Origin of the sequence: Rhizobium sp. RM (assembly GCF_013390595.1) — a bacterium.
GTDB lineage: Bacteria > Pseudomonadota > Alphaproteobacteria > Rhizobiales > Rhizobiaceae > Agrobacterium.
In genome coordinates this window covers 438560-461835 of sequence record NZ_JACAWV010000007.1, presented here as the reverse complement: position 1 = coordinate 461835, position 23276 = coordinate 438560, and the positions used below count along the sequence as shown (strand labels likewise).

At 57.3% G+C, this 23276-nt stretch carries 20 protein-coding genes; 15 read left to right on the top strand and 5 right to left on the bottom strand.

Translation table 11 applies throughout. From position 1 onward, the window contains the following. Positions 1–2: 2 nt before the first annotated feature. Complete coding sequence (locus HWX89_RS06750; RefSeq protein ID WP_138792245.1) at positions 3–1175, top strand: L-talarate/galactarate dehydratase; 1173 nt, start codon at positions 3–5, stop codon at positions 1173–1175. Between the two features lie 11 nt (positions 1176–1186). On the opposite strand, the gene HWX89_RS06745 is transcribed toward HWX89_RS06750, so the two are convergent. Continuing rightward, a complete protein-coding gene (locus tag HWX89_RS06745; protein ID WP_138792246.1) occupies positions 1187–2212 on the bottom strand; it encodes a LacI family DNA-binding transcriptional regulator in 1026 nt (341 codons plus the stop codon). A gap of 240 nt (positions 2213–2452) precedes the next feature. On the opposite strand from HWX89_RS06745, the gene HWX89_RS06740 reads away from it, so the two are divergent. The 6 genes from HWX89_RS06740 to HWX89_RS06715 all read left to right on the top strand — a co-directional run bounded on the left by HWX89_RS06740 (position 2453) and on the right by HWX89_RS06715 (position 8883). Then, a complete protein-coding gene (locus HWX89_RS06740) occupies positions 2453–3433 on the top strand; it encodes a Bug family tripartite tricarboxylate transporter substrate binding protein (RefSeq protein WP_138792247.1) in 981 nt (326 codons plus the stop codon). A gap of 58 nt (positions 3434–3491) precedes the next feature. Next, positions 3492–3971, top strand: coding sequence for a tripartite tricarboxylate transporter TctB family protein (locus tag HWX89_RS06735; protein ID WP_138792248.1), 480 nt, complete (start codon positions 3492–3494; stop codon positions 3969–3971). A 38-nt stretch (positions 3972–4009) separates the two neighbouring features. Beyond that, complete coding sequence (locus HWX89_RS06730; protein WP_138792249.1) at positions 4010–5509, top strand: tripartite tricarboxylate transporter permease; 1500 nt, start codon at positions 4010–4012, stop codon at positions 5507–5509. 47 nt (positions 5510–5556) lie between these two features. Continuing rightward, a complete protein-coding gene (araD, locus tag HWX89_RS06725) occupies positions 5557–7293 on the top strand; it encodes an L-arabinonate dehydratase (protein WP_138792250.1) in 1737 nt (578 codons plus the stop codon). A 30-nt stretch (positions 7294–7323) separates the two neighbouring features. After that, the gene (locus HWX89_RS06720; RefSeq protein WP_178340648.1) at positions 7324–8034 is read left to right on the top strand and encodes a ribonuclease activity regulator RraA; all 711 of its coding nucleotides are present in this window, start codon (positions 7324–7326) and stop codon (positions 8032–8034) included. Positions 8035–8319: 285 nt separating this feature from the next. Next, the gene (locus HWX89_RS06715; RefSeq protein WP_138795816.1) at positions 8320–8883 is read left to right on the top strand and encodes a hypothetical protein; all 564 of its coding nucleotides are present in this window, start codon (positions 8320–8322) and stop codon (positions 8881–8883) included. 62 nt (positions 8884–8945) lie between these two features. Here HWX89_RS06715 and HWX89_RS06710 read toward each other — a convergent pair whose 3' ends face one another. From HWX89_RS06710 to HWX89_RS06700, 3 genes are read right to left on the bottom strand one after another with little or no spacing between them, the layout of a single operon-like run. Further along, complete coding sequence (locus HWX89_RS06710; protein ID WP_138795817.1) at positions 8946–10169, bottom strand: amidohydrolase family protein; 1224 nt, start codon at positions 10167–10169, stop codon at positions 8946–8948. Positions 10170–10177: 8 nt separating this feature from the next. Continuing rightward, positions 10178–11743 (bottom strand): gamma-glutamyltransferase family protein, encoded by a 1566-nt coding sequence (locus HWX89_RS06705; protein ID WP_178340647.1) that lies wholly within the window; start codon positions 11741–11743, stop codon positions 10178–10180. A 1-nt stretch (position 11744) separates the two neighbouring features. After that, on the bottom strand, positions 11745–12434 hold the full coding sequence (locus tag HWX89_RS06700; protein ID WP_138795818.1) for a GntR family transcriptional regulator: 690 nt from the start codon (positions 12432–12434) through the stop codon (positions 11745–11747). 237 nt (positions 12435–12671) lie between these two features. On the opposite strand from HWX89_RS06700, the gene HWX89_RS06695 reads away from it, so the two are divergent. From HWX89_RS06695 to HWX89_RS06660, 8 genes are all read left to right on the top strand, one after another. Beyond that, positions 12672–14225, top strand: a complete 1554-nt coding sequence (locus HWX89_RS06695; protein WP_178340646.1) for an ABC transporter substrate-binding protein — start codon at positions 12672–12674, stop codon at positions 14223–14225. Positions 14226–14306: 81 nt separating this feature from the next. Beyond that, a complete protein-coding gene (locus HWX89_RS06690) occupies positions 14307–15272 on the top strand; it encodes an ABC transporter permease (RefSeq protein WP_138795819.1) in 966 nt (321 codons plus the stop codon). Between the two features lie 11 nt (positions 15273–15283). After that, positions 15284–16240: an ABC transporter permease gene (locus HWX89_RS06685; protein ID WP_138795820.1), complete on the top strand. Its 957-nt coding sequence runs from the start codon at positions 15284–15286 to the stop codon at positions 16238–16240. A 9-nt stretch (positions 16241–16249) separates the two neighbouring features. Continuing rightward, on the top strand, positions 16250–17443 hold the full coding sequence (locus tag HWX89_RS06680) for an amidohydrolase family protein (RefSeq protein ID WP_138795821.1): 1194 nt from the start codon (positions 16250–16252) through the stop codon (positions 17441–17443). Beyond that, positions 17440–18945: an amidohydrolase family protein gene (locus tag HWX89_RS06675; protein ID WP_138795822.1), complete on the top strand. Its 1506-nt coding sequence runs from the start codon at positions 17440–17442 to the stop codon at positions 18943–18945. The genes HWX89_RS06680 and HWX89_RS06675 overlap by 4 nt, the downstream gene beginning before the upstream one ends. Beyond that, entirely contained in the window at positions 18942–19943 is a 1002-nt protein-coding gene (locus tag HWX89_RS06670; protein ID WP_138795823.1) for an ABC transporter ATP-binding protein, read from the top strand. Before HWX89_RS06675 ends, HWX89_RS06670 begins: the two co-directional genes overlap by 4 nt. Then, positions 19940–20920, top strand: coding sequence for an ABC transporter ATP-binding protein (locus HWX89_RS06665; RefSeq protein WP_138795824.1), 981 nt, complete (start codon positions 19940–19942; stop codon positions 20918–20920). The genes HWX89_RS06670 and HWX89_RS06665 overlap by 4 nt, the downstream gene beginning before the upstream one ends. A 40-nt stretch (positions 20921–20960) precedes the next feature. Further along, the gene (locus tag HWX89_RS06660; RefSeq protein WP_138795825.1) at positions 20961–22157 is read left to right on the top strand and encodes an amidohydrolase family protein; all 1197 of its coding nucleotides are present in this window, start codon (positions 20961–20963) and stop codon (positions 22155–22157) included. 89 nt (positions 22158–22246) lie between these two features. On the opposite strand, the gene HWX89_RS06655 is transcribed toward HWX89_RS06660, so the two are convergent. Next, a complete protein-coding gene (locus tag HWX89_RS06655; RefSeq protein WP_138795900.1) occupies positions 22247–23260 on the bottom strand; it encodes a LacI family DNA-binding transcriptional regulator in 1014 nt (337 codons plus the stop codon). Positions 23261–23276 lie beyond the last annotated feature (16 nt).

The window sequence follows — 23276 nt, the reverse complement described above, 5'->3', positions numbered from 1 at the left end:
ACATGGATACGCAGTCGGCAAAGACAAACCATCTGCAGCAAAGCGTCGGCAGCGACAGTATTGCCTGGATCAGGCTGTCATCGATCTTCCTGCCTTTGAAAACACCGATCAGTGATGCCAAGGTTCTGACCGGCAGGCAAAAACCTCTGACCGAGGTGGCTTTTCTCTTTGCGGAGATTGAAACGAAGCAGGGGCATAGCGGGATCGGTTTCAGCTATTCCAAACGTGCCGGCGGGCCTGGACAATATGAACATGCAAAGGAAATCGCCAACGTTCTGATTGGTGAAGATCCTAACGATATTGGCAAGCTCTGGAACAAGCTATGTTGGGCGGGCGCTTCGGTTGGGCGTAGCGGCCTGGCCGTGCAGGCGATTGCGGCATTCGACGTGGCACTGTGGGATTTGAAGGCGAAGCGTGCCGGTCTGCCATTGGCAAAATTGCTGGGCGCGCATCGCGACTCCGTTCGATGCTACAACACCTCCGGCGGTTTTCTATCGTCGCCGATCGAGGAAGTGCTGGAGAATGTCGAGCACTCCATTGCCGCCGGCATCGGCGGCATAAAGATCAAGGTTGGTCAGCCGGATATGAGCGTTGACCTGAAGCGCGTCGCGGCGGTTCATGAGCGCATTGGCGGGCGGGCAGCGATGATGGTCGATGCCAACCAGCAATGGGATCGTCCCAGCGCCATGCGTTTCGGACGGCTCATGGAGCCTTATAACCTCACATGGATCGAGGAGCCGCTCGATGCCTATGACGTCGAAGGTCATGCGGCACTAGCAGCGCAGCTCGATACGCCGATTGCCACCGGCGAAATGCTGGCGAGTGTGCTGGAGCACATCTCGCTGATCCAGAACAATGCCGTGGACTTCATTCAGCCGGACGCACCGCGCGTCGGCGGTATTACGCAGTTCCTCAAGATATGTGCATTGGCGGAGGCTAAAAAACTGCAGCTCGCCCCCCATTTTGCGATGGAGATTCATCTCCATCTGGCAGCGGCTTACGAGCTCGAGCCGTGGGTGGAGCACTTTGACTGGCTCGATCCGCTGTTCAATGAGCGGCTGGAGATCCAAGGGGGGCGAATGCTGGTCCCAAATCGTCCAGGTCTGGGCATTACTTTGTCGGAGCAGGCTGCACATTGGACACGGGCGACGGCCGAATTTGGCGTCCGGCCGTAAAGTCGTTCCTGTCAGGCCGTTCCACGCGCAACGATGTGGAAGTCGATGTTGATCATCGCTTCCACGGTCTCGTCCCCGTCAATCTTGCGCAGGATGGATCTTGCGGCTTTCGTGCCAATATCGCGGCGATCGATCCGTACAGTCGTGAGCGGTGGATGGGTGTAAGGCGCAAAGTCGAAATCGCCGAAACCGATGATAGCCAAGTCATCCGGCATTCGGCAGCCGCGTGCATGAGCTTCAGCCAGCGCACCGTGGGCCACGACGTCGGAGGAGCAGAACACGCCGAGTGAGCCTTCACCACGATCAAGAAGCTGCGCCATTGCGATGCGCCCGTCCCGGAACGTGGAGGGCGAGTTCATCTCCAGAGCCGGCAACTCGACTTCTGCAATCCCCTTCAGACGATTAACAAAACCATCTCGGCGTTGCACGGCGCGTGGATCGTTCGCGCCAACCTGTGCATAGCGATCGTAGCCCCTGATCAAAAGATGTTCGGCGACCAGCGCCCCAACGGCGGAATGCGAGAAACCAACGGCTGTGTCGAGCGGTGAGGGTGTGGAATCCCATATCTCGACGATTGGCAGCCCCGCACCGGTCAACATGGCACGGGTTTCTTTCATGTGGGTGATGCCTGTCAGGATGATGCCGTCCGGGCGCCGCGCGAGAATTGCACGTGTCAGTTCCAGTTCGCGGCCTGGATCGTAACCGGAGAGCCCGAGCAAAAGCTGGTAACCGGCAGATACCAGCTCGGCATTGAGGCCTTCGATGGTCTCGGCAAAGATGGTGCTTGCGACAGAAGGAACAACGGCCGCGATCAGGCGCGTTCTTCTGGAGGCGAGGCCGCCAGCCAGCAGATTGGGCACATAGCCTGTTTTGGCGATCACGCGTTCAATTGCTTCCAACGTGCGAGGTTTGACCAAGGCAGGGGTGTTGATGGCGCGAGATACTGTGACCGGAGAGACGCCCGCCAGCTTGGCGATATCGGCAAGCGTCACCGGGCCGGTTGCCGAGGCATATTTGTTCCTGTCGTGTTCGGACATTGTCATCACTCCTGTCAGAAATGATTTACGCTTTCATTTTTGTATCAATCAAGAGGCGGTCGGAAAAAATCGTCGCGGGTAGTTCAACATATTGAATCTGTTGTATTTAAAAAATGGGTTGAATGCTTGCAGGCGCGTTTTTTGACGATACAATGAAAGCGCTTCCATTTCTTCGTTAGGAGGGTTTCGGAGAATGGATCGTTATCACTGGCAGGAGGCCAGAAAAGTGGAGGAAATAACATGAACCTCAAGCGTTTCATGACGCTCGCTGCGGCGACGGCCGCACTATGTACCGTCGCTCTGCAGGCAAGCCATGCTGACGAATACCCGACCAAGACGGTAACGGTGATCGTTCCTTTCGCCGCAGGTGGCAACACAGACACGTTCGGTCGCCTCGTTGCGGAGGAGCTGGACAAGAGGCTGGGGCAGCGCTTCATCGTTGAAAACAAACCGGGCGCAGGTGGCAATATCGGTCTCGGTGACCTCGCGCGCTCCAAGCCGGATGGTTACACGATTGGTATGGGAACGGTCAGTTCCAACGCCATCAACCAGACGCTCTACAAGACGCTGCCTTACGACAAGGAAAAAGGCTTTGCGCCTATCTCCCTGATTGCCAGCCTGCCAAACGTTCTTGTGGTCAACCCGGACAAGATCAAAGCCAATTCGGTAGAAGAGCTGGTTGCATTTCTGAAGACGGAGCCAGGCAAACACACCTACGCGTCTTCAGGGGTCGGTACATCCATTCATCTTGCCGGCGAGCTTCTTGCGACCAAGGCCGACATCAAGATTACCCACGTGCCCTATAAGGGCAGCAGCCAGGCTATACTCGATGTCGTTGGCGGGCATGTCGATATGATGTTCGACAATATCCCGACAGCGGCGCAGCAGGTGAAGGCAGGAAAGGTCAAGGCGCTTGCCGTGACAAGCCTCGAAAAAGCAGACCTTCTGCCGGACGTGCCAACGATGGCAAGTGTCATCCCCGGCTTCGAGGCGACCTCGTGGCATGGACTGTTTGCACCTCCAGGCACGCCCCCTGAAATCGTCGAAAAGCTTAGCAAGGAAGTGCAGGCCATCATTGCCGATCCCGCGATGAAATCGAAACTGGAAGCGATGGGTGTAACGCCGGTCGGCAATAGCTCCGCTGAGTTCCAGGCGTTCATCGACAAGGAAACGGCCAAGTGGGCCGAGGTCATCAAAGCCGCCAACGTGCCGCTGCAGTGAGACCATCTGCCGGCCGGATTTTCCGGCCGGCACATCTTTCACACGCGAGTATCATGCCATGCTTAAAATAAGGAACGGCCGCGACTTTCTCGGCGGCGTTACGATGATCTGTGTCGGCCTACTGTTCATCTGGTTCGGCAGAGAACTGCAAGTCGGCAATTCCTTCCAGATGGGACCGGGTTATTTCCCGATCATGCTGAGCCTGCTTTTGATCGTGATCGGCAGTCTGATCGTCTGTCAGTCGATGATAGTCGATGCGGGAGACGATGAACCGGAAGCGTGGAACTGGAAAGCCTATTTCTGCGTGATCCTGGCACCTGTCGGATTTGGTCTGGTACTCTCCGGGCTTGGTCTGGCGCCCACCATGTTTCTCCTGATTGCAGGCGTCGCCACCGCTAGCCGTTATGCAAAATGGCGTCACTCCATCCTGCTCGGTCTGTTCATGGCTGCTGCCTCGGTCATTCTGTTTACCAAGCTCCTGTCGCTCCCTGTCAGTGCATTCGGACCTTGGGTGCCCTTCGTCGGCGACTTCTTCTAACGCTCGCCTGCCAGCCGCGAAACCGGATTGGACTATTTATGGATATCTTCTCTAACCTCTGGCTCGGTGCATCGACTGCCTTCATGCCGATGAACCTGCTTTATGGCTTTATTGGCTGTCTGCTGGGTACCGCAATCGGCGTGTTGCCAGGACTTGGTCCGACAGCGACCATTGCCATGCTTCTGCCAATCACATTCGGTCTTCCACCGGAATCCGCTCTCATCATGCTGGCCGGTATCTTTTATGGCGCGCAATATGGTGGGTCGACGACAGCGATCCTGATCAATCTTCCAGGCGAAAGCTCGTCCGTCGTGACGGCAATCGACGGCTATCAAATGGCCCGCAACGGTCGTGCAGGCGCCGCACTCGCGACAGCAGCCCTTGGTTCCTTTTTTGCGGGCACGGTGGCGACCGTTCTCCTTGCTGTCGCGGCACCACCGCTCGCAGCCGTCGCGCTCAATTTCGGGCCTGCGGAATATTTCTCGCTCATGGTGCTCGGCCTAGTGGCTTCGGTCGCACTTGCGAGCGGTTCCCTGCTCAAAGCGTTCGCGATGATCGTCTTCGGTCTGGTCCTTGGCACAGTCGGAACTGACGTGGAAAGCGGTGCACCCCGCTACGTCTTCAACATTCCCGAACTCTATGACGGGTTGAATTTCGTTGCCGTCAGCATGGGCATCTTCGGGATCTGCGAGATCCTGCGCAATCTTGAGAACGAGCAGGAACGTTCGGTTGGCGTCAAGCGTGTGACGGGTTTGATGCTCACCAGGGAAGATTTCCGCCGCATCAAGGGGCCTGTCCTACGCGGTACTGCACTCGGCTCGTTCCTTGGCATATTGCCTGGCGGCGGTGCGATGCTGGCCTCCTTCGCATCCTATGCAATGGAAAAGCGTCTGTCTCCCAATAGTTCCGAATTTGGCAAGGGTTCGATCGAAGGTGTTGCCGCACCTGAATCGGCAAATAATGCCGGTGCTCAGACGTCCTTCATTCCCATGCTGACGCTCGGCATTCCCGGCAACCCGGTTATGGCGCTGATGGTCGGTGCAATGATTATCCAAGGCATCACCCCCGGTCCGAATGTCATCTCGGACGAACCGGATCTGTTCTGGGGCATGATCGTGTCGATGTGGTCGGGTAATCTCATGCTCGTCATCCTGAACCTGCCATTGATCGGGCTTTGGGTGCGTATGCTGACCGTTCCCTATCACCTGCTCTTTCCGGCGATTATCGGCTTTTGCTGCATCGGCGCCTACAGCATCAACAACAGCGTTTTCGATGTGTTCGTCATGGCGGCTTTCAGCGTTATCGGATTTGCACTGAGCAAGTTGCGATTTGAGCCCGCACCGCTGCTCCTCGGTTTCATCCTTGGCCCGATGCTGGAGGAAAACCTGCGGCGCGCCATGCTGATCAGTCAGGGTGATCCGTCGATCTTCGTGCGCAGTCCGCTCAGCCTGTCGCTGTTGATCTTTGCCGTCATCGTACTGGTTCTCGTGCTTTCGCCGAGCATCAGCCGCAAACGCGAAGAAGCTTTCACGGAATAGTGGATCGTCGCGATCCAGAAAAGTGCCGTTCGGCACAGGAGTTTGGAATGGCAGTTAAAAAAAACTACGAGGAATTGCGCTCAGCACGCTGGATGCTGCCGGACGATCAGCGTTCTTTCGGCCACAGATCGCGAACCATGCAGATGGGCTACGCGCCGGAAGACTGGGAAGGACGGCCGATCATTGCCATCATCAATACCTGGTCGGATGCGCAGCCCTGCCACATGCATTTTCGCGAGCGGGTGGAATGGGTGAAGCGAGGCGTGCTGCAGGCTGGTGGCTTTCCGATGGAGCTGCCTGCGCTTTCCCTTTCTGAGAATTTCGTCAAACCAACGACCATGCTTTATCGCAATATGCTGGCGATGGAGACTGAGGAACTGCTGCGTTCGCATCCCGTCGACGGTGCCGTTCTGATGGGTGGTTGTGACAAGACGACGCCCGGGCTTGTCATGGGGGCAGTCTCCATGGGTTTGCCCTTCGTCTATCTGCCAGCCGGCCCCATGTTGCGCGGCAATTATGCAGGCAAGGCGCTTGGCTCGGGGACCGACGGCTTCAAATATTGGGACGAACGACGGGCTGGCACCATTTCCAAGGAGGAGTGGCAAGGCATCGAGGGTGGAATTGCCCGCAGTTACGGCCATTGCATGACAATGGGAACAGCCTCGACCATGACGGCGATTGCGGAGGCCATGGGATTGACGCTTCCGGGTGCCTCCTCCATTCCTGCCGCCGATGCCAACCACCAGCGCATGTCGGCGACTTGTGGGCGGCGGATTGTGGAGATGGTTTGGGAGGACCTGACACCGGAAAAAATCATCACCCCGGCGGCCGTCACCAATGCTGTGACGGTGGCGATGGCCACCGGTTGCTCGACCAACGCTATCATCCACCTTATCGCCATGGCGCGCAGGGCCGGTGTGCCGCTGGAACTTGACGATCTCGATCGTATCGGCCGCACCACCCCGGTTATTGCCAATATTCGTCCATCCGGTACGACCTATCTGATGGAGGATTTTTTCTATGCAGGCGGGTTGCGCGCTCTGATGAAACAGCTCGGAGACAAGCTGGACCCGACCGCGATCAGCGTCACTGGCAAGCCGTTGGTTGAAGGCCTGGAGGACGTAAAAATCTGGAACGAGGACGTTATCCGTCCGCTCTCCAACCCCGTTTATCACGAGGGTTCACTTGCCGTGCTGAAGGGCAATCTTTGCCCTGATGGCGCCGTCATAAAGCCTGCGGCCTGTGATGTGAAATTCCACCGGCATAAAGGCCCCGCTTTGGTGGCAAACAGTTACTCTGAACTGAAAACGATCATCGACGATCCGGATTATCCGCTGACGCCGGATACCGTTCTCGTGTTGCGCAATGCTGGCCCTCAGGGCGGTCCCGGCATGCCGGAATGGGGGATGATCCCGATGCCAAAGGCCCTGCTGAAACTCGGTCTGCGCGACATGGTACGCATCTCTGACGCCCGCATGTCGGGGACGAGTTTCGGTGCCTGCGTGCTGCATGTTTCGCCCGAAGCTTTCGTTGGCGGTCCCCTGGCGCTCTTGAAAACCGGCGATTTGGTGGAGCTCGATATTCCTGCGCGCAGCCTCAACATGCTCGTTTCGGACGATGAGCTTGAAGCGCGGCGCGCTGCGTGGGTGGCGCCCGAGCCTCGTTATGAACGGGGCTATGGCTTCATGTTCACCAAGCACATCGAGCAAGCCGACAAAGGCTGTGATTTCGATTTTCTGAAGACTGAGTTCGGCGCCAAGGTGCCGGAGCCGGCGATCAACTGACAGAATCTATTGCCCTATCAAGGAGGAACGATGAAATCCGAAACCCGTGACAAGCTGATGGGTGTATCCGTCGCCACGCTCTGCTCGGCGCTCTACAAGCGCGGACTGAAAAACCAGACGATCCAGGACGTTCGGCCGGTGCGGCCGAAGGGCCGCAACATGGTCGGCCCCGCCTTCACCTTGCGCTATATGCCGGCGCGGGAGGATCGCAATCCGATGACGGTGTTCCGTGATCCGAAACACCCGCAACGCCATGCGATCGAAACCTGCCCGGAAGGCCATGTGCTGGTCATGGATAGCCGCAAGGATGCCCGTGCGGCTTCAGCCGGCGATATTCTCATTACCCGCCTGATGGTGCGCGGTGGGGCAGGGGTGGTCACCGATGGTGGTTTTCGTGATGCCATGACGATCGGCGAACTGGATATACCCGCGTATCATCACCGGCCATCCAGCCCGACCAATCTGACGCTGCATGAAGCGATCGATATCAACGTGCCGATCGGCTGCGGCGATGTTGCGGTGTTTCCGGGCGATATCATGGTGGGCGACGACGACAGCGTGATCGTCATTCCGGCGGAAATCGCCGACGAGATTGCCGATGAAGCGGTCGAAATGACAGCCTATGAGGATTTCGTCGTCGAAAGGGTCAAGGAAGGGCACACCATCATCGGGCTCTATCCGGCGACGGAGGAGAACAATCTCTCGCTCTTTGCCAAATGGCGGGAAGCAAATGGGCGGTGAGCAGTCCGCACAATGTAATTCTTGATGCGATGATGCCCGCTGCTTCGTCACCTGCGGGCATCTTTCGTCAGAGCTCTTCGAGCTTTTTAACGAACAGATTCCGAAGCAAGACCTAAGGATAGGATCGCGACCCATCCGTATAATAGAAGCGACGCCTGCTCGGTGGCACCTTTCACACCAGAGCAGTCGACGGGTTTGCTCGTAACGACGTTCACCAGAACACTGAGAAGATGGATCGTTTGTCCTGGCTTTTCGGTGCCGAAATCAGATTGAAAGGAAAAGACCATGAAAGTTCTCACCGACAAGCTGCTGTCTAAATCGGCTTATTCGCACGATATCGATGTTCCTCTCGATCAGATTGATATCGCCGACTGGCTGTTCAATCTTCCGGAAGCCGAATACCTGCGTTGCTGCGAGCCCGACCACATTGCGTGTGGCGCAACATTCACGGACGATGGACGCAAGATGTCCATCAATGTCGAGAAAATTGGCACGGGCCTGGTGATCCAGCACTATGTCGCAGACGAGGCAACGCCGTCCTATTGCCGCATGAACTCGATTTCCGATGTTTTCACGCCAACGGGTGAGCGCACACAGGTCAATGTTATCTGGGAACTCATTGCCGAAGCAATCGATGGAAATCGCACTCGTTATACCAATCAGGTGACCTGCCATCCGACCGATGCCTTCATGGCCTTCATCGAACAGCACGGTCAGTCCTTTGAACAGGCAGCAGCAGCCCGTCAGGCAGCCGGTGGCGACCACAACCATCGTGAAACGCCAAAGTTTGCCGAAAGCATTGCGCGCAAAGCGCGCGCGAGGGCTGCACTCAAAATCGCCGCAGAATAAGCGGTCTTCCGCGATCAAGTGGCCAGGGCAGCAGTGTTCTGCCTTGGCACTTGCTGGTTGGCTTATCTGAGAAGTGCTGCTTTCGGCCGAACGAAAGTCTTCTTGCCGGCCTTCCAGCCCGCGAGTGCAGGTGCAGAACAGCGGATAACGTCGCAGGGATCTGTTGCGTCGAGGACGACGATGTCCGCTGAGGTGCCGACTGCCAGATCATAACGCGCACCAAGAATTTCCGCTGCCTGCGAGGTTACCATATCGAAAGCAAGCTCGATGTCGGCGTCACGGGAAAGCTGCATCACATTGGCATAGAGATTGGCCATGCGCGCCAGCGAGGCGTCGCCGAACGGCGTGAATGGATTGAGAACATTGTTGGTCGCGATTGCTGTCCGGACACCAAGTGCGGACAAGGCATGCCCAGGCGCAATTCCTCGCGGGACATTGCGGGTAAATTGCCGGCCCATGAGGAAGAGATCGGTCGCGGGCAAGACTGTCAGTGCAATACCGGCTGCCGCGATCCTTGTGCCGATCATCGCGAGCGTTTCGGTGTCGAGTGCCGAAAGATTGGTGACGTGGCCGATCGTCACTCTGCCTGAATAGCCATTGGCCTCTGTCGCTTCGATCACCGAGGGCAGATGCGTTTTTTCCGGGTCGAGGCTGAAGTCGAGGTGGAAATCAACGTCCACGTCATGTTTTCGCGCCAGTGCAAAGATGCGCCTTACATGTTCTTCCGGATCGACATCGGTATAGGGGCAGCCACCGATCATATCTGCGCCATCAGCCAAAGCAGCATCGAGCATTGCCTCGGTTTCGGGCTCCTGCGTCAGTCCTTCCTGTACGAAGGCGCAAATCTGAATGTCGATGGCGAAGGCGTATTCGTCGCGGACCCGCTTTATTGCTTCAAAAGATCGCATTCCGGCGCGAGGATCGATTTCAACGAAGGTTCGCATGCGATTTGTGCCGTGCGTGATTGCTTTGGCAACAAGTGCCGACGCTCTTTCGTAAACGTCTGCCTCAGAAAAATCGGCCTTGGCTCTAGCCGTCTCCCGCACTGCCTCCTCCAGCGTCCCCGCGCAGATGGTGCAGCGTCCAAGAATGCAGGCTTTGTCGAGATGGATATGGCTGTCGACAAAGCCGGGAAAAGCGAAGGCACCGTCAAAATCCTCTTCCTGCACCGCTTCGCAACGGATTGCGGTTCCAATCTCAACGATCTTGCCGTCTCTGATCGCGATGTCCGACAGTCCCGGCTGTCGCGCGGTTCTGATGTTGCGAAGGATGAGATCGACTTGCATCTGAGCCCTTATACGCCGATAGCGCAGCCATCGCTGCGGGGATCATGTGCGCCGTCCATCCAACCATCATCGTTCAGCCTGATAACACCGGCTTGGCCAGAAAGTGGGCTCAGGGCTGGAATGGCAATCACTTCATGGCCACGTTCAGAAAGCGTTGTCAGCACATCCTGCCCCGCCGCCTCTTCGATTTTGAGATTGTCGCGGGTGTCTGAGAATGTTCTGCCCAACAGAAAACGTGGAGCAGAAAGCGCCGCAAGTGGATCGAGGCCGTGGTCGATCAGCCTGCTGAGAAGTACGGCTAGCGTCTGTGGCTGGCCGTCGGCCCCCTGTGTCCCGTACAGAAGATGAGGAAGCCCATTCTTCAGGCCAAGCCCGGGATTGAGTGTGTAGAACGGTCGCTTGCCGGGTGCCAGGACATTGGGGCTTGCCGGGTCCGTACTGAACGCGGCCCCGCGATTTTGCCAGAGAATACCGCTATCTGGCAGGAGAACGCCACTTCCCCAGTCGAAATAGGTGCTTTGCAGCACGCTTGCCGAGCGGCCCTCGGAATCGACCGCTGCGAGATAGACGGTGTCGCCAGTCTTGAAACCATGTGGCCAGGGCATTGCCGACAAGGGATCAATCGCCGCAGCTTTGTTGGCCAGATTGGGAGGGCTCAGCCAATCGGCGCATTGTTGGGCGACAAAGTTTGGATCGGCGATCATGCCCCGATCAAGAAAAGCCTGCTTCACCGCCTCGACGCATAGGTGAAAAAAGTCTGCAGACGTTGGATCTAGATCGCCCATGCGGAAATTGGACAGGATTCCCATGATCGCCAGGGTCGCTGTGCCCTGCGAAGGCGGTGGCGGTGCCAGCAGTTCAAGTCCCCGATATGTGATGGAAACCGGATCTTCGATCGCCGCGGCCGTTTTTTGCAAATCGCCTCGTCGAATTGGGCTTCCCGCCGCCTCCAGTTCCTTGGCAATTCGATCCCCAAGCGCTCCGTCGTAAAACTCGCGGTGTCCGTGAATGGCAATCTGTTCCAGAACTGTCGCAAGCTCCGGCTGGCGCTGCAACCCCTCAGTGACGAACGAAGTCGCGACACTGGTCCAATTCTCGATCTCGCCGCTGCGATAGGCATGCCAATGCTGTTGAGAGCGGCTGACCGGGAAACCCGACGCTGCCAGTTCTATCGCGTCATCAAGAAGAGAGGTGAGGGTTTCGGTGCCTTGCCAATTCTCGCGAGAATAGCTGAGCGCAAGCCCCCAGCTATCGACGACGGCTGCCGTCGTTAGCGCCGAAAGCGGACCGCGTGTTGGAATGACGTCGAATTCGGGCAATTGGGCTGCTGCCTGACCGATGCCCATGATCGCCTTGCGCCGGCCTGCCGGGTCAGCCACGATCCAGATGGCGTCGCCGCCAAGTCCGCAGAAATGCGGATAGAGAACCGTCAGCGCAGCGCCTGCCGCAATCACGGCCTCAATTGCTGTACCGCCACGGCGCAAAACCTTTGCGCCAGCTTCACTTGCAAGGTGGTGCGGGCTGGTAACAATGCCACGCCTGGAGCGAGCGCCCTTTTCCTTCGTTTGGTGCATGCTATTCGGTAGCCGTCATGTAGTGGCTGAGGATTTCTGCGATATCAGGGCCGTCGTCCTTGTCGTCAGCCTTCGCGCGGTCTTCAACGGCGTGCAGGTGATGATCCATGATACGAATTGCCGTTTCGGCATCCTGATTTTTCAAGGCCTCAATCAGTTGTATATGTTCATCAATGCCGCATTCCGCCGAATGTGGGCGTCCAAAACGGGCGAGGATCAACGATGAACGCGAAACGACCTGGCTGATGAAGTCGATCAGCAGTTTAGAGCCGGTCAGTTCGCCAAGCAGAATATGAAATTCGCCTGCAAGCCGAATGGAGCGTGGTGAGGACGCCTGCAAGGCGCGTTCTTCCTCACGGACATGGCTGATCAGCGCATCAATGCCGTCTCTCGGCATGCGTTTGCACAGCCGTTCGATGACCTCGCGTTCGAGGCAACGGCGTAATGCGAAGACTTCTTCTGCCTCCTCCAGCGTTGGCATGGCGACGGCAGCACCCCGGTTTTGCTTGATCTCAACAAGACCATCAGATGCAAGTCGCAAAAGCGCGTTGCGTGCACTCGTTCGGCTGACACCGAATGTATCGCCGATCGAGTCTTCCGGAAGCTTTGTACCCGGTTTCAACGCCTGCTCAAGAATGGCACGTCGAAGTGACGCGTAGATCGCATCGCTTCTGCTCATGTTCGTGGACATCGCTGTCACTCTCTTTTGAATGCACTTTTGCAAGTCTATTGCACAAAAATTGTACGACATCCAATAAAATAAATTGCATGCAATTCTATATTGATTTTGTATTCTTGTTGATCTAGCCTTTTGAACAATCCGCATAGAATGGCGCAAAAAGCCACCCGCTGGGTTCATTTCGTTGGATGACCGTCCAACATTTTTGCCTTGTCACAAATATTGCATGCAATCGTAGGGGAACAAATAATGCAATTATCGAAAATTCTGGCGACAGGTGCAGCCCTGCTTGCTTTCACGGCGCCGGTGATGGCTGGGACGCTCAAATGGGGGGCGTCACGCGATATCAGCTCGCTTGATCCGTATTCTTACGGTGACAGCTTCGCCCTGGGTGTTCTGAACCATGCCTATGAGGGGCTGGTGCGCTACAATCGCGATCTCAAACTCGAGCCAGCGCTTGCAACGTCCTGGGAAATCGTTTCCCCGACGACATGGCGTTTCAAGCTCCGCGAAGGCGTCAAGTTCCACAATGGTGCTGACTTTACGGCCGAAGACGTACAGGCGTCGCTTCTGCGGGCGTCCAACCCCAAGTCGCCATTGCGTGGCAATATTCCGGCTTACAAAGGTTCGCGTGTCATCGATGATCATACGATCGAGATTGACGTCTCTGCCAACTATCCGCTTCTGCCGAATGACCTGACGACGATCTACATCTTCGATGCAGGCTGGTTGAAGGATAACAACGCCGAAGCGCCAACGGATGTCGGTTCGGGAACGGAAGGTTACGCCACCTATAATGAAAATGGTACAGGGCCATTCAAGGTCGAGAGCCGGCAGCCAGATGCCAAGACGGTTTTCGTCAAGTTTGATGGCTGGTGGGACAAGCCTCAGCACAATATCGACCGCATTGAGCTGACGCCGATTGCCTCACCTGCGACGCGGGTTGCTGCTCTTCTTGCTGGCGACATCGACTTTACCGATCAGGCGCCAGTTCAGGATTTGCCAAGGCTCGCAGCGTCTCCCGAAGTCAAGATCCTGGAAGGCACTGATCTGCGTACCGTGATGATTGGTTTCAGTCAGCGCGACCAGCTGCTGTCGGGTGCGGCAAATCCGATGAAGGATCTCCGGGTCCGTCAGGCCATGCAGCTCGCGATCGACCTCGATCTTATCCAGAAGCGGGTGATGCGTGGGAAGTCCCGAAATGCAGGCGCATTGGTCGCGCCGCAAATTCCCGGCTATGACGCAGCACTCGATACGCCTGTCAAGGCTGACCCCGAAAAGGCGAAGGCGCTGTTGAAGGAAGCCGGCGCGGAAGGTTTCGAATTCGAATTCAACTGTGCTGACAGCCTCGTCAATGAAGAACAGATCTGCCAGGCTGTCGCCTCCATGTGGTCGCGCGTTGGCCTGAAACCGAAGCTGGATCAGGGAACGCGTGCGGTCCAGACACCGAAGCGCTCTGCCGGCAAGGTCGATGTTTACACGTTGGGTTGGGCAACATTGCCGATGCTCGACACCTACAGCCTCACATCGCAGGTTCTGCATACGAAAGAAGGCTCTTTCGGCATCTTCAACTGGGGCGGATGGTCCGACAAGGAATTTGACAAGGTGACGGAAGCCTCTGCCGTTGAAATGGATCAGACCAAGCGCCTGGCAATGGAGGCGGAGTCACTGAAGATCGCCAAGGATCATGCTCTCATGATCCCGTTGCATCAGCAGCCGCTTGCATGGGCGACAAGCGCGAAGGTCAAGGATTTCCCCTTGTTCTCCGACAATCTGCCCCGTTTGTGGCTTGTGCAGATGTAAGTCGCTGCGTCGTCCCCATCGCCTGAACAAGTCAGGCGATGGGGCATTCCTCCTCATTTTTCATTCGGGGACGCTGCGCGCATGATCGCCTTTCTCGTCAAACGTATCGGCAACGCAATTCTCGTGATGCTGACCGTTGCATTCTTTGCCTTCCTCATCTTCCGTTTCCTTGGCGACCCCGTCGAGTTGATGGTCAACGAAAGTGCCACCCAGGTCGAACGCGACGAGTTGCGCGCGCGGCTCGGGTTGAACGAGAGTTTTCTCGTTCAGTATGCCCGCTTTGTCGGCAATGCAGCGCAAGGGGAGTTCGGACTTTCCTGGCGCAACCAGCAGAACGTTATCACGCTGATTGCGGAAAGGTTTCCAGCGACCTTCGAACTGGTCATCATCGCAACCATTCTGTCGCTGGTTATCGGTATACCGCTTGGCGTCTTCACGGCCATTGGGCGCGGACGCTGGTGGGCTGAAAGCCTGCAGTTCTCGTCTATTGTCGGTGTGTCGCTGCCAAGTTTCTTTGTTGGCATCATTCTCATCCTGGTTTTCTCCGTCAGCCTCGGTTGGTTGCCGGGTTATGGGCGAGGAGAGGTGGTGAGGCTTGGCTGGTGGTCTACGGGGCTTTTGACCGCGTCCGGCCGTTCCGCCCTTGTGTTGCCCGCGCTGTCACTGTCGCTCTTCCAGATCACGCTCGTCATGCGACTTGTCCGTGCCGAAATGCTTGAGACACTGCGTGCCGACTTTATCAAATTTGCCCGTGCCCGGGGCGTCAGACGGCGGGCGTTGTGGTTCCGTCATGCACTGAAAAACTGTCTTATGCCGGTTGTGACGCTGACCGCCATGCAGATCGGCAACCTGATTGCCTTTGCGCTGGTGACGGAAACCGTCTTCCAGTGGCCGGGAATGGGCATGTTGTTCATGCAGGCCGTGACATTCGTCGATATCCCCGTCATGGCCGCGTATCTCTGCATCGTATCTTTCATTTTCGTGACGCTGAACACGGTTGTTGATATCGCTTATGCGGTGATCGATCCGCGTCTGCGCGCCGTGTGACCGGAGTTCCCATGAGCTTGACCGACACAGCCCCAAAAGTGGCAACCAGCCAAAGCAAACCGCTCTTCTCGCGTCTGCGCAGTTCCGATCTGTGGTGGAGCTTTTGGCATCATCCATCGGCCGTTGTGGCTGCCATTCTCCTCATTCTTCTGATCTGTTCCGCCTTCTTTGCGCCGTGGATCACTGTGCAGAACCCCTATGATCTTGCCTCGCTCGATCTGCTCAATGCGGAAATCCCGCCGATCTGGAGCGCAGATGGGCAATGGCCTTTCCTTCTCGGCACGGATACGCAAGGTCGCGACCTTCTGTCTGCCATCCTTTACGGATCTCGCGCGTCGATCGTCATTGGTGCGGCATCGGTGGCGGTTTCTCTCATCGTCGGAGCGGCCTTCGGTCTGGTGGCCGGGTATTTCGGCAAATGGGTCGATGGCCTTCTTATGCGCGCCGGCGACGTGCTGTTATCGATGCCAACAATGCTGATCGCCATTCTCGTCTCTGCTTTGGCAAGGCAGGCGTTGCCTGCGTCCTTGCGTGAGATCGGGGCTTCGGCGGTTATCGTTCTTGCCATATCACTGTCGGCGTGGGTGCAATATGCCCGTACTGTGCGTGCTCTCACCATGGTTGAGCGCAACAAGGAATATGTGCAGGCCGCACGGCTGATACGTGTGTCCACCTGGCGTATTCTCTTCAAGCACATCCTGCCAAACACCACCACGCCGCTTCTGGTGACCGCGACCTTGAATTTCGGTCTCGGTATCCTGATCGAGGCGACGCTTTCCTTCCTCGGTGTCGGCATGCCGCCCGAGCAACCTTCGCTTGGCACGTTGATCCGCATTGGCAACCAGTATCTCTTTTCCGGCCAGTGGTGGATCGTGCTTTTCCCTGGTCTGCAGCTCTGCCTGCTGGTCGTTTCCATCAACGTCCTGGGCGACTGGCTTCGTGACGCCCTTAATCCCAAACTGCGCTGAGGCATATCCATGAGTGATCTTCTCATCCAAAACACCAGACCGATGGGCGGCGCTGCCGCCGACATTCTCATCAGGAATGGTCGAATCATCGCGATCGAATCCGGTTTGGTCGCAGATAACGTTACAGTCGAGAATGCCGGTGGCCGCGTCGCCATTCCCGGCCTCGTGGATGCTCACACCCATCTCGACAAGTCGCTGCTGGGGTATCCCTGGTACAAAAACGAGGTCGGCCCGCGTCTGATCGACAAAATCGACAATGAACGCGCAGTGAAAAAGGAATATGGCCTTGATGCGCATATCCAGTCCATGCGGCAATCGCTGCAATCGGTCGGCTATGGCACCACGCTCATTCGCACCCATGTCGATATCGACACCGATCAGGGGCTGGTTGCGCTGGAAGGTGTGATGGAAACACGCCGCCAACTGGCCGGTGTGGTTGAAATCGAAATCGTTGCCTTCCCGCAGTCAGGACTGATGCGTCGGCCCGGTACGATAGAGCTTCTCGACAAGGCAATGGCCATGGGCGCCGATCTCGTCGGCGGGCTAGACCCGTGTGGAATGGATCGTGATCCGAAGGCCCATCTCGATGTGATCTTCGGGCTTGCGGAAAAATACGGCAAGGGCATCGACATCCATCTGCACGAAGGCGGTGAACTCGGTGCGTTTTCGATGGAAATGACCTTCGAGCGTATCAGGGCACTTGGCATGCAGGGCAAGGTGGCCGTCAGCCATGCCTTCTGCCTTGGTCACTCTGACTGGAACATGACGCAGGGATTGATCGATACCTGTGCGGAGTTGGATGTTCCAATCCTCACGACGGCTCCGCCCTCGCGTGAAGTACCGTCACTGAAGCGTCTGCGTGCGGCTGGGGTTCGTTTCGGCGCCGGCGTTGACGGGTTCCGCGATACCTGGGGCCCCTATGGGAACGGCGACATGCTTGAACGCTCCATGTTGCTCGGAATGAAGAACAATCTGCGCCGCGATGACGAATTGGCAATGGCACTTGACGTCTGCACCACTGGCGGTGCGATGGCGATGGATCGCGCAGATCATTCACTTACGATCGGTGGCCGGGGCGATGTCGTAATTGTTGAAGGGGAAACGGTCGGTGAGGCGATTGTAACCCATCAGCCCCGTAAGCTCGTCGTGGCTGCTGGCAACGTGGTCGCACGGGACGGCAAAAGCCTGAAAGTGCGCCCATGAGCAATCTTCAAAGCTGGTCCAGGCTTCCACTTGGCGCACGACCTCCCGGTCGTTGGGCTCTCAAAGCGCGTTTTGTCATCGCGGATCTGCCGCAAGGCCGCCGCCTGATCGAAAACGGCGAGGTCGTTATCGAGGACGATCGGATCATCTGGGTCGGCAGTCAGTTCGATGGTGAACTCTCCGCCCGTTATGACATGGGCGATATGCTGGTCGGCCCCGGTTTCGTCGATCTCGATGCGTTGTCCGATCTCGATACGACCGTGCTGGGCATGGACAACCAGCCGAGCTGGAAAAAGGGCCGGGTTTGGCCAGCCGATTATGCCGCTCAGGCTTACGAAATGTACTCGGCGGAGGAACTCGCGTTTCAAAAGCGTTATGCCTTTGCGCAACTACTTTTGAACGGCATTACCTCGGCTTTGCCAATTGCCTCCCTCTTTTATCGTGCCTGGGGCGAAACCGTTGCGGAGTTTGAGGCCGCCGCGATTGCGGCGGAAGAGCTGGGGCTGCGCGTCTGGCTCGGTCCTGCTTATCGAAGTGGTGGGGTGATCCTTGATGAAGCAGGTGAGATGCAGCCCGTTTTCGACGAGGAGCGGGGGCTTGCCGAGCTCGCTGAGGCCGCATCATTCGCCGGGAGAATCCATGGTGCGGCCGGCGGGCTGATTTCCGGGATGTTTGCGCCGGACCGCGTTGAGACCTGCACGGAGGCGCTGCTGCGACAGACCTTCCTGCATGCCAATGACATGGATCTGCCGGTTCGCCTGCATATGGCGCAGGGTGAAATGGAACTGCAGACCGTGCGCCGCCTGCATGGCGAGACGGCTCCGGAATGGCTTGATGGGCTAGGCCTTCTTTCTCCAAGATTGATCGCGCCACACGCGACGGTCGCGACTGATGATGATCTCGCCCGCTATGCTTCCAACGGCGTGACGATAGCGCATTGTCCGCTGGTATCGGCCCGACATGGCTCATCGCTGAAATCCTTTTCCCGGGTGAAGGCTTTGGGCATCAATATCGGCATGGGGACCGATACGGCGCCGCCCGACATGGTGTTGAACATGGCGATCGGGCTGATGGCAAATCGCATCACTGAGAGCCGTGGAAACGCCGCGTCTGCTGCGGAATTCTACGATGCCGCGACAATTGCGGGTGCAAAAGCCCTAGGACGCAACGATCTTGGACGCCTTGCACCCGGAACGAAGGCCGACATCGCTGTTTTTGATATGGCAGACCGGATGGTCGCGCCGCGCATAGATCCGGTCCAGACGCTGGTTTATGGCGCAACAGGTCGCGTGACCCGTGCAACGATCGTGGATGGTCGTCTGTCGATGCGAGACGGACAGGTTGCGGGCATCGATCTCGCGGCCGCGCGTGGCCAGGCTCAGGTGCAATTTGACGCGCTTGTTGAACGTTACCCGGAAAGAACCTTTGAGCATCCGCCCGTCTCGGACATCTTCCCCCCGAGTTATCCGCTGCATGGTTCGAAGAGTGAGGTCACCAGATGACTATAATCGAGCATTCCGCCGCCTCCGATATTCTTGCGCTTGATGTCAGGGGGCTTTCGGTCGAATTCCCAACCCGAAGCGGCAATCTCCAGGCCTTGACAGATGTCTCCCTCACCATCCGCCGCGGAGAAATCCTGGGTGTTGTCGGCGAATCCGGAGCCGGGAAATCCATGACGGGAATGGCCGTACTTGGCCTTCTGGAGCCGCCTGGACGGATCTGTGCAGGAGAGATACGAATTGCCGGGCAACGCACCGACAATCTCAGCGATCTGGAGATGGAGGAAGTTCGCGGCCGCATGGTTGGTGCCGTGTTTCAGGACCCGCTTACCTCCCTCAACCCGTTGTTTTCTGTGGGGCAACAGCTGGTCGAGACGATCCGCCTGCATTCGGATCGTAACCGAAGTGAAGCCCGTAGCCACGCTGTCGATCTGCTCAAACAGGTGGGCATCCCCGGTGCGGAAGAGCGCATCGACCATTTTCCGCATCAGTTTTCCGGCGGCATGCGTCAGCGTGTGGTGATTGCACTGGCGCTCGCTGGCAATCCAAAGCTGATCATAGCCGATGAGCCGACCACTGCGCTTGATGTCTCCATCCAGGCGCAGATTACCTCGCTCTTGCGCCGGCTTTGCCGTGACCATGGCACCGGTGTGATGCTCGTAACGCACGACATGGGTGTCATCGCCGAAACGGCAGATCGCGTTGCGGTCATGTATGCCGGACGGGTGATTGAGATCGGTCCGGTGGATGAAGTCCTGAGCCGTCCCAAGCATCCTTATACCCGTGGCCTGATGGGATCGATCCCGGCACTTGGAGCGCGCGTCGAACGCCTTGCCCAGATCGACGGGGCGATGCCTCGATTGAATGCCATTCCAACCGGCTGCGCTTTCAATCCACGCTGCCTTGAGGCGGGATCGCGTTGTCGACAGGTGCGACCGGCAATGGTCACGGAGGGGCAGGGCGGTGTTGCCTGTCTGGTTCACGATGGAGGTGTGCAATGAGAAGCGCAAGCAATGCATTGGAAGTCGATCAGCTCACGCGTGTTTTCGACGTTTCCGCACCTTGGCTCAATCGCGTCCTCGACCGGAAGCCTAAACGTTACCTTAGGGCCGTACAGGACGTCACGTTCGTCGTAGAAAAGGGAAAATGTCTGGCGCTTGTCGGCGAGTCCGGCTGCGGAAAATCGACCGTTGCCCGGCTTGTGACCGGCCTTTATCCGCCAAGTGAAGGCGCGATCCTTTTTGCGCCAGCGGAGAAGGGCCGCAGCCGCGGCAGGCCGATGGAAGCCCAGATGATCTTCCAGGACCCACATGCGAGCCTTAATCCGCGCTGGCGTGTGGGAGACATTATCGCCGAGCCAATCCGTGAATTCGGCCTAAGGGAAGGCGTCGATGCTATCTCGGCGCGGGTTGCCGAACTTCTGCGCACGGTTGGTCTGTCTCCGGACGATGCAAACCGTTACCCACATGAGTTCTCGGGTGGTCAGAGACAGCGCATTTCGATTGCCAGGGCGCTTGCCAGTGAACCGGAGTTCCTCGTCTGCGATGAGCCAACCTCTGCGCTCGACGTTTCCGTTCAGGCGCAGATCCTCAATCTGATGCGGCGCCTGCAGGATGAATTCGGTCTTACCTACCTGTTTATCAGCCACAATCTGGCGGTCGTGCGGCACATGGCAGACCGTATCGCGGTGATGTATCTTGGAAGGATTGTCGAGGAAGCAGAAACGGAAGCACTTTTCGCCAATCCGCAGCATCCCTACACGAAGCTGCTACTGCAGACCATTCCCGATGTCACCGCACCCAACCGCGACCGCGAACTGATGGGTGGGGAGCCGCCAAGCCCACTCAATCCGCCCAAGGGTTGTGCATTTCATCCACGCTGTCCAATGGCCACTGACCTGTGCAGCCAAACGGCGCCGGAGGTTCGAGCAAGGGACGGCGGCGGAAACGTGGCCTGTCACTTCGCCTCGGCAATCTGACCGCTGCTCGAATGATAATAATCATAGGAAACACTCGATCATGACAACAACGATTTTCACCAACGCAAGACTCGCGAACAGAGAACTGCACGATATCCATGTCGACAATGGCCGGATCGTCGCAGTTCAACCGGCGCAGCCACAAACGAATGGCCAAGCTGTTGTCGACATCGCTGGTGATCTCCTGGTTCCAGGTTTTGTTGAAGGGCACATTCACCTCGACACGAGCTTTTATGGTGGAAGATGGGTCCCGCATCGCCCCTGCACCAACGGGTTTGACGTGCATGAGCGGGTCGCCTTTCAGGCTGAAAACATGGCAAAGGCTGAACCGATGGCAACACGGGCCATCAATCAGCTCGAATTGTGCATTTCTCACGGCACGCTTCAGATGCGCAGCCACGTGATGGTCGACGGTTCAGTCGGTCTGAAATCGCTTGAGACAATCCTTGCTGTCAAAGAGCAATACAGGGATCTGATCGATATCCAGTTGGTGGCCTTTCCCCAGAGCGGCATCCTGAAAAGCCCTGGAACGCCGGAGCTTCTCGACGAAGCAATCGGCATGGGTGCGGATCTGATTGGCGGTCTTGACCCTGCCAGTTTCGACAGAGATGTCACAGCTCACCTTGATGTTGTCTTCGCCATCGCTGAAAAGCGTGGCGTTGATGCCGACATTCACCTCCACGAAGGTGGAAGCATGGGCGCTTTTACGATCGAGGAGATTTGTGCTCGCACTGAAGCACTCGGTATGCAGGGGCATGTGGCAATCAGCCATGCCTATGGTCTGGGGGATCTGCCTCCCGACGCAGCGCGAAAAATTGCCGCTAAGATCGCCAAAAGCGGTATTTCCATCATGACAAATGCACCTGGTCACCACAGCTTCCCGCCAGTGGCGCTGCTGCGTAGCGAGGGTGTCAACGTCTTTAGCGGCAGTGACAATATTCGCGATTCCTGGTGGCCTTACGGCGACGGCGATATGCTGCGTCGGGCAGAAATCATCGGTTATCGCTCCGGTTTCTTTACGGATGCGGATTTGGAGGCCGCATTTGACATCGTCACGACTGCAGGGGCCAAGGCTTTGAGGCTCGAAGGCTATGGTATCGAAGCCGGCGCAAAGGCCGATTTCGTGGCGATCAAAGCAGAGCATGTGCCCGAAGCGGTTGTCGGTTTCCCCGGAAATCGTCGCGTGTTCAAAGAGGGACGTCTCGTCGCGGACGGTGGGAAGGTCCACAAACAGTAAGCTACTCAATCTTCCAGACTGCTCAACAGGGCAGTCTGGCAATGGTTCAGGCGCGGAATTAGCCTGTTACAGGCTTATTCGTCATGAATTCAGCCACTTGCGCCTTCGATCAAGGTCATTGGCCAGACCTTGTGCTGCGTGGACGGGTAAATCCCTTGATAGGCCGGCATGACGGACAAAAGATTTTCAGCAAGGCTAATTCCGAGATCATGCAGGGAAAGGCCGAATCCCGTCAGAGCGGGCGACAGGAACTGGGTATGCGGACTGTGACGTCCGACGATGGCGATATCTTTGCCTGGTCGCACTCCCGATTCTTCCAGACCTTTGTATAGCCCCGTCACGAGGGTTTCATTGACCAGCGTGATGGCAGATGGCCGCTGAGCGCAGGCGGCAATTTCCTGCGCGACGGCATAGCCTCCAGCCTCGTTGGGTTTAGCTCGAAAGATGTGGTCATCACTCAGCCGCAAGCCATGACGTGCCAGGACAGCACGGCATCGCTCGACAAAAATGTATCCGAGGTTCAGGTCGCCATGCGGCCAAACGATTCCTATGTCCGTATGCCCCGCGCGGATAAGGCGCTCCATCGCAGTTTCCGCCATTCCCTCGAAATCGAGATCGATCCAGGGTTGCCCGACATCGGTGAGGCTTCGTCCAAGGGCAATGAAAGGGATCTTGTGACGATCAAGCAGCTCAAAACGGGCATCGTTGCGACGCGTTGCAGACAGAATGATTGCGTCGGCAAAGCCACGCGCGACAGTGCGTTGCAAATAGGCGTCCGGATCTTCTGACGACGAGCAGAGAAGCGCGACAAGATCAAGGTTATGGCGGGCAAGGACCGTCTGGACGCCATCGAAGACGCTCATGAAGAACGTATCGCCCTGACCCGTGATCTCCGGCCCGGTCTGCATCATGAAACCGATCACCCCGGTCGAGCCTTTGCGAAGCGATCGGCCTGACTGATTTGCGACATATCCCAGCTTTTCCGCCGCCTCCAGCACACGCTGACGCGTCTGTGGATTGACATCCGCCTTGCCGTTCAAGGCGCGTGAAACCGTCCCTATCGATATGTCCAAATGTTCGGCCAGTTGGCGAATGCCCTTCATGCTCTCATCCATCGTC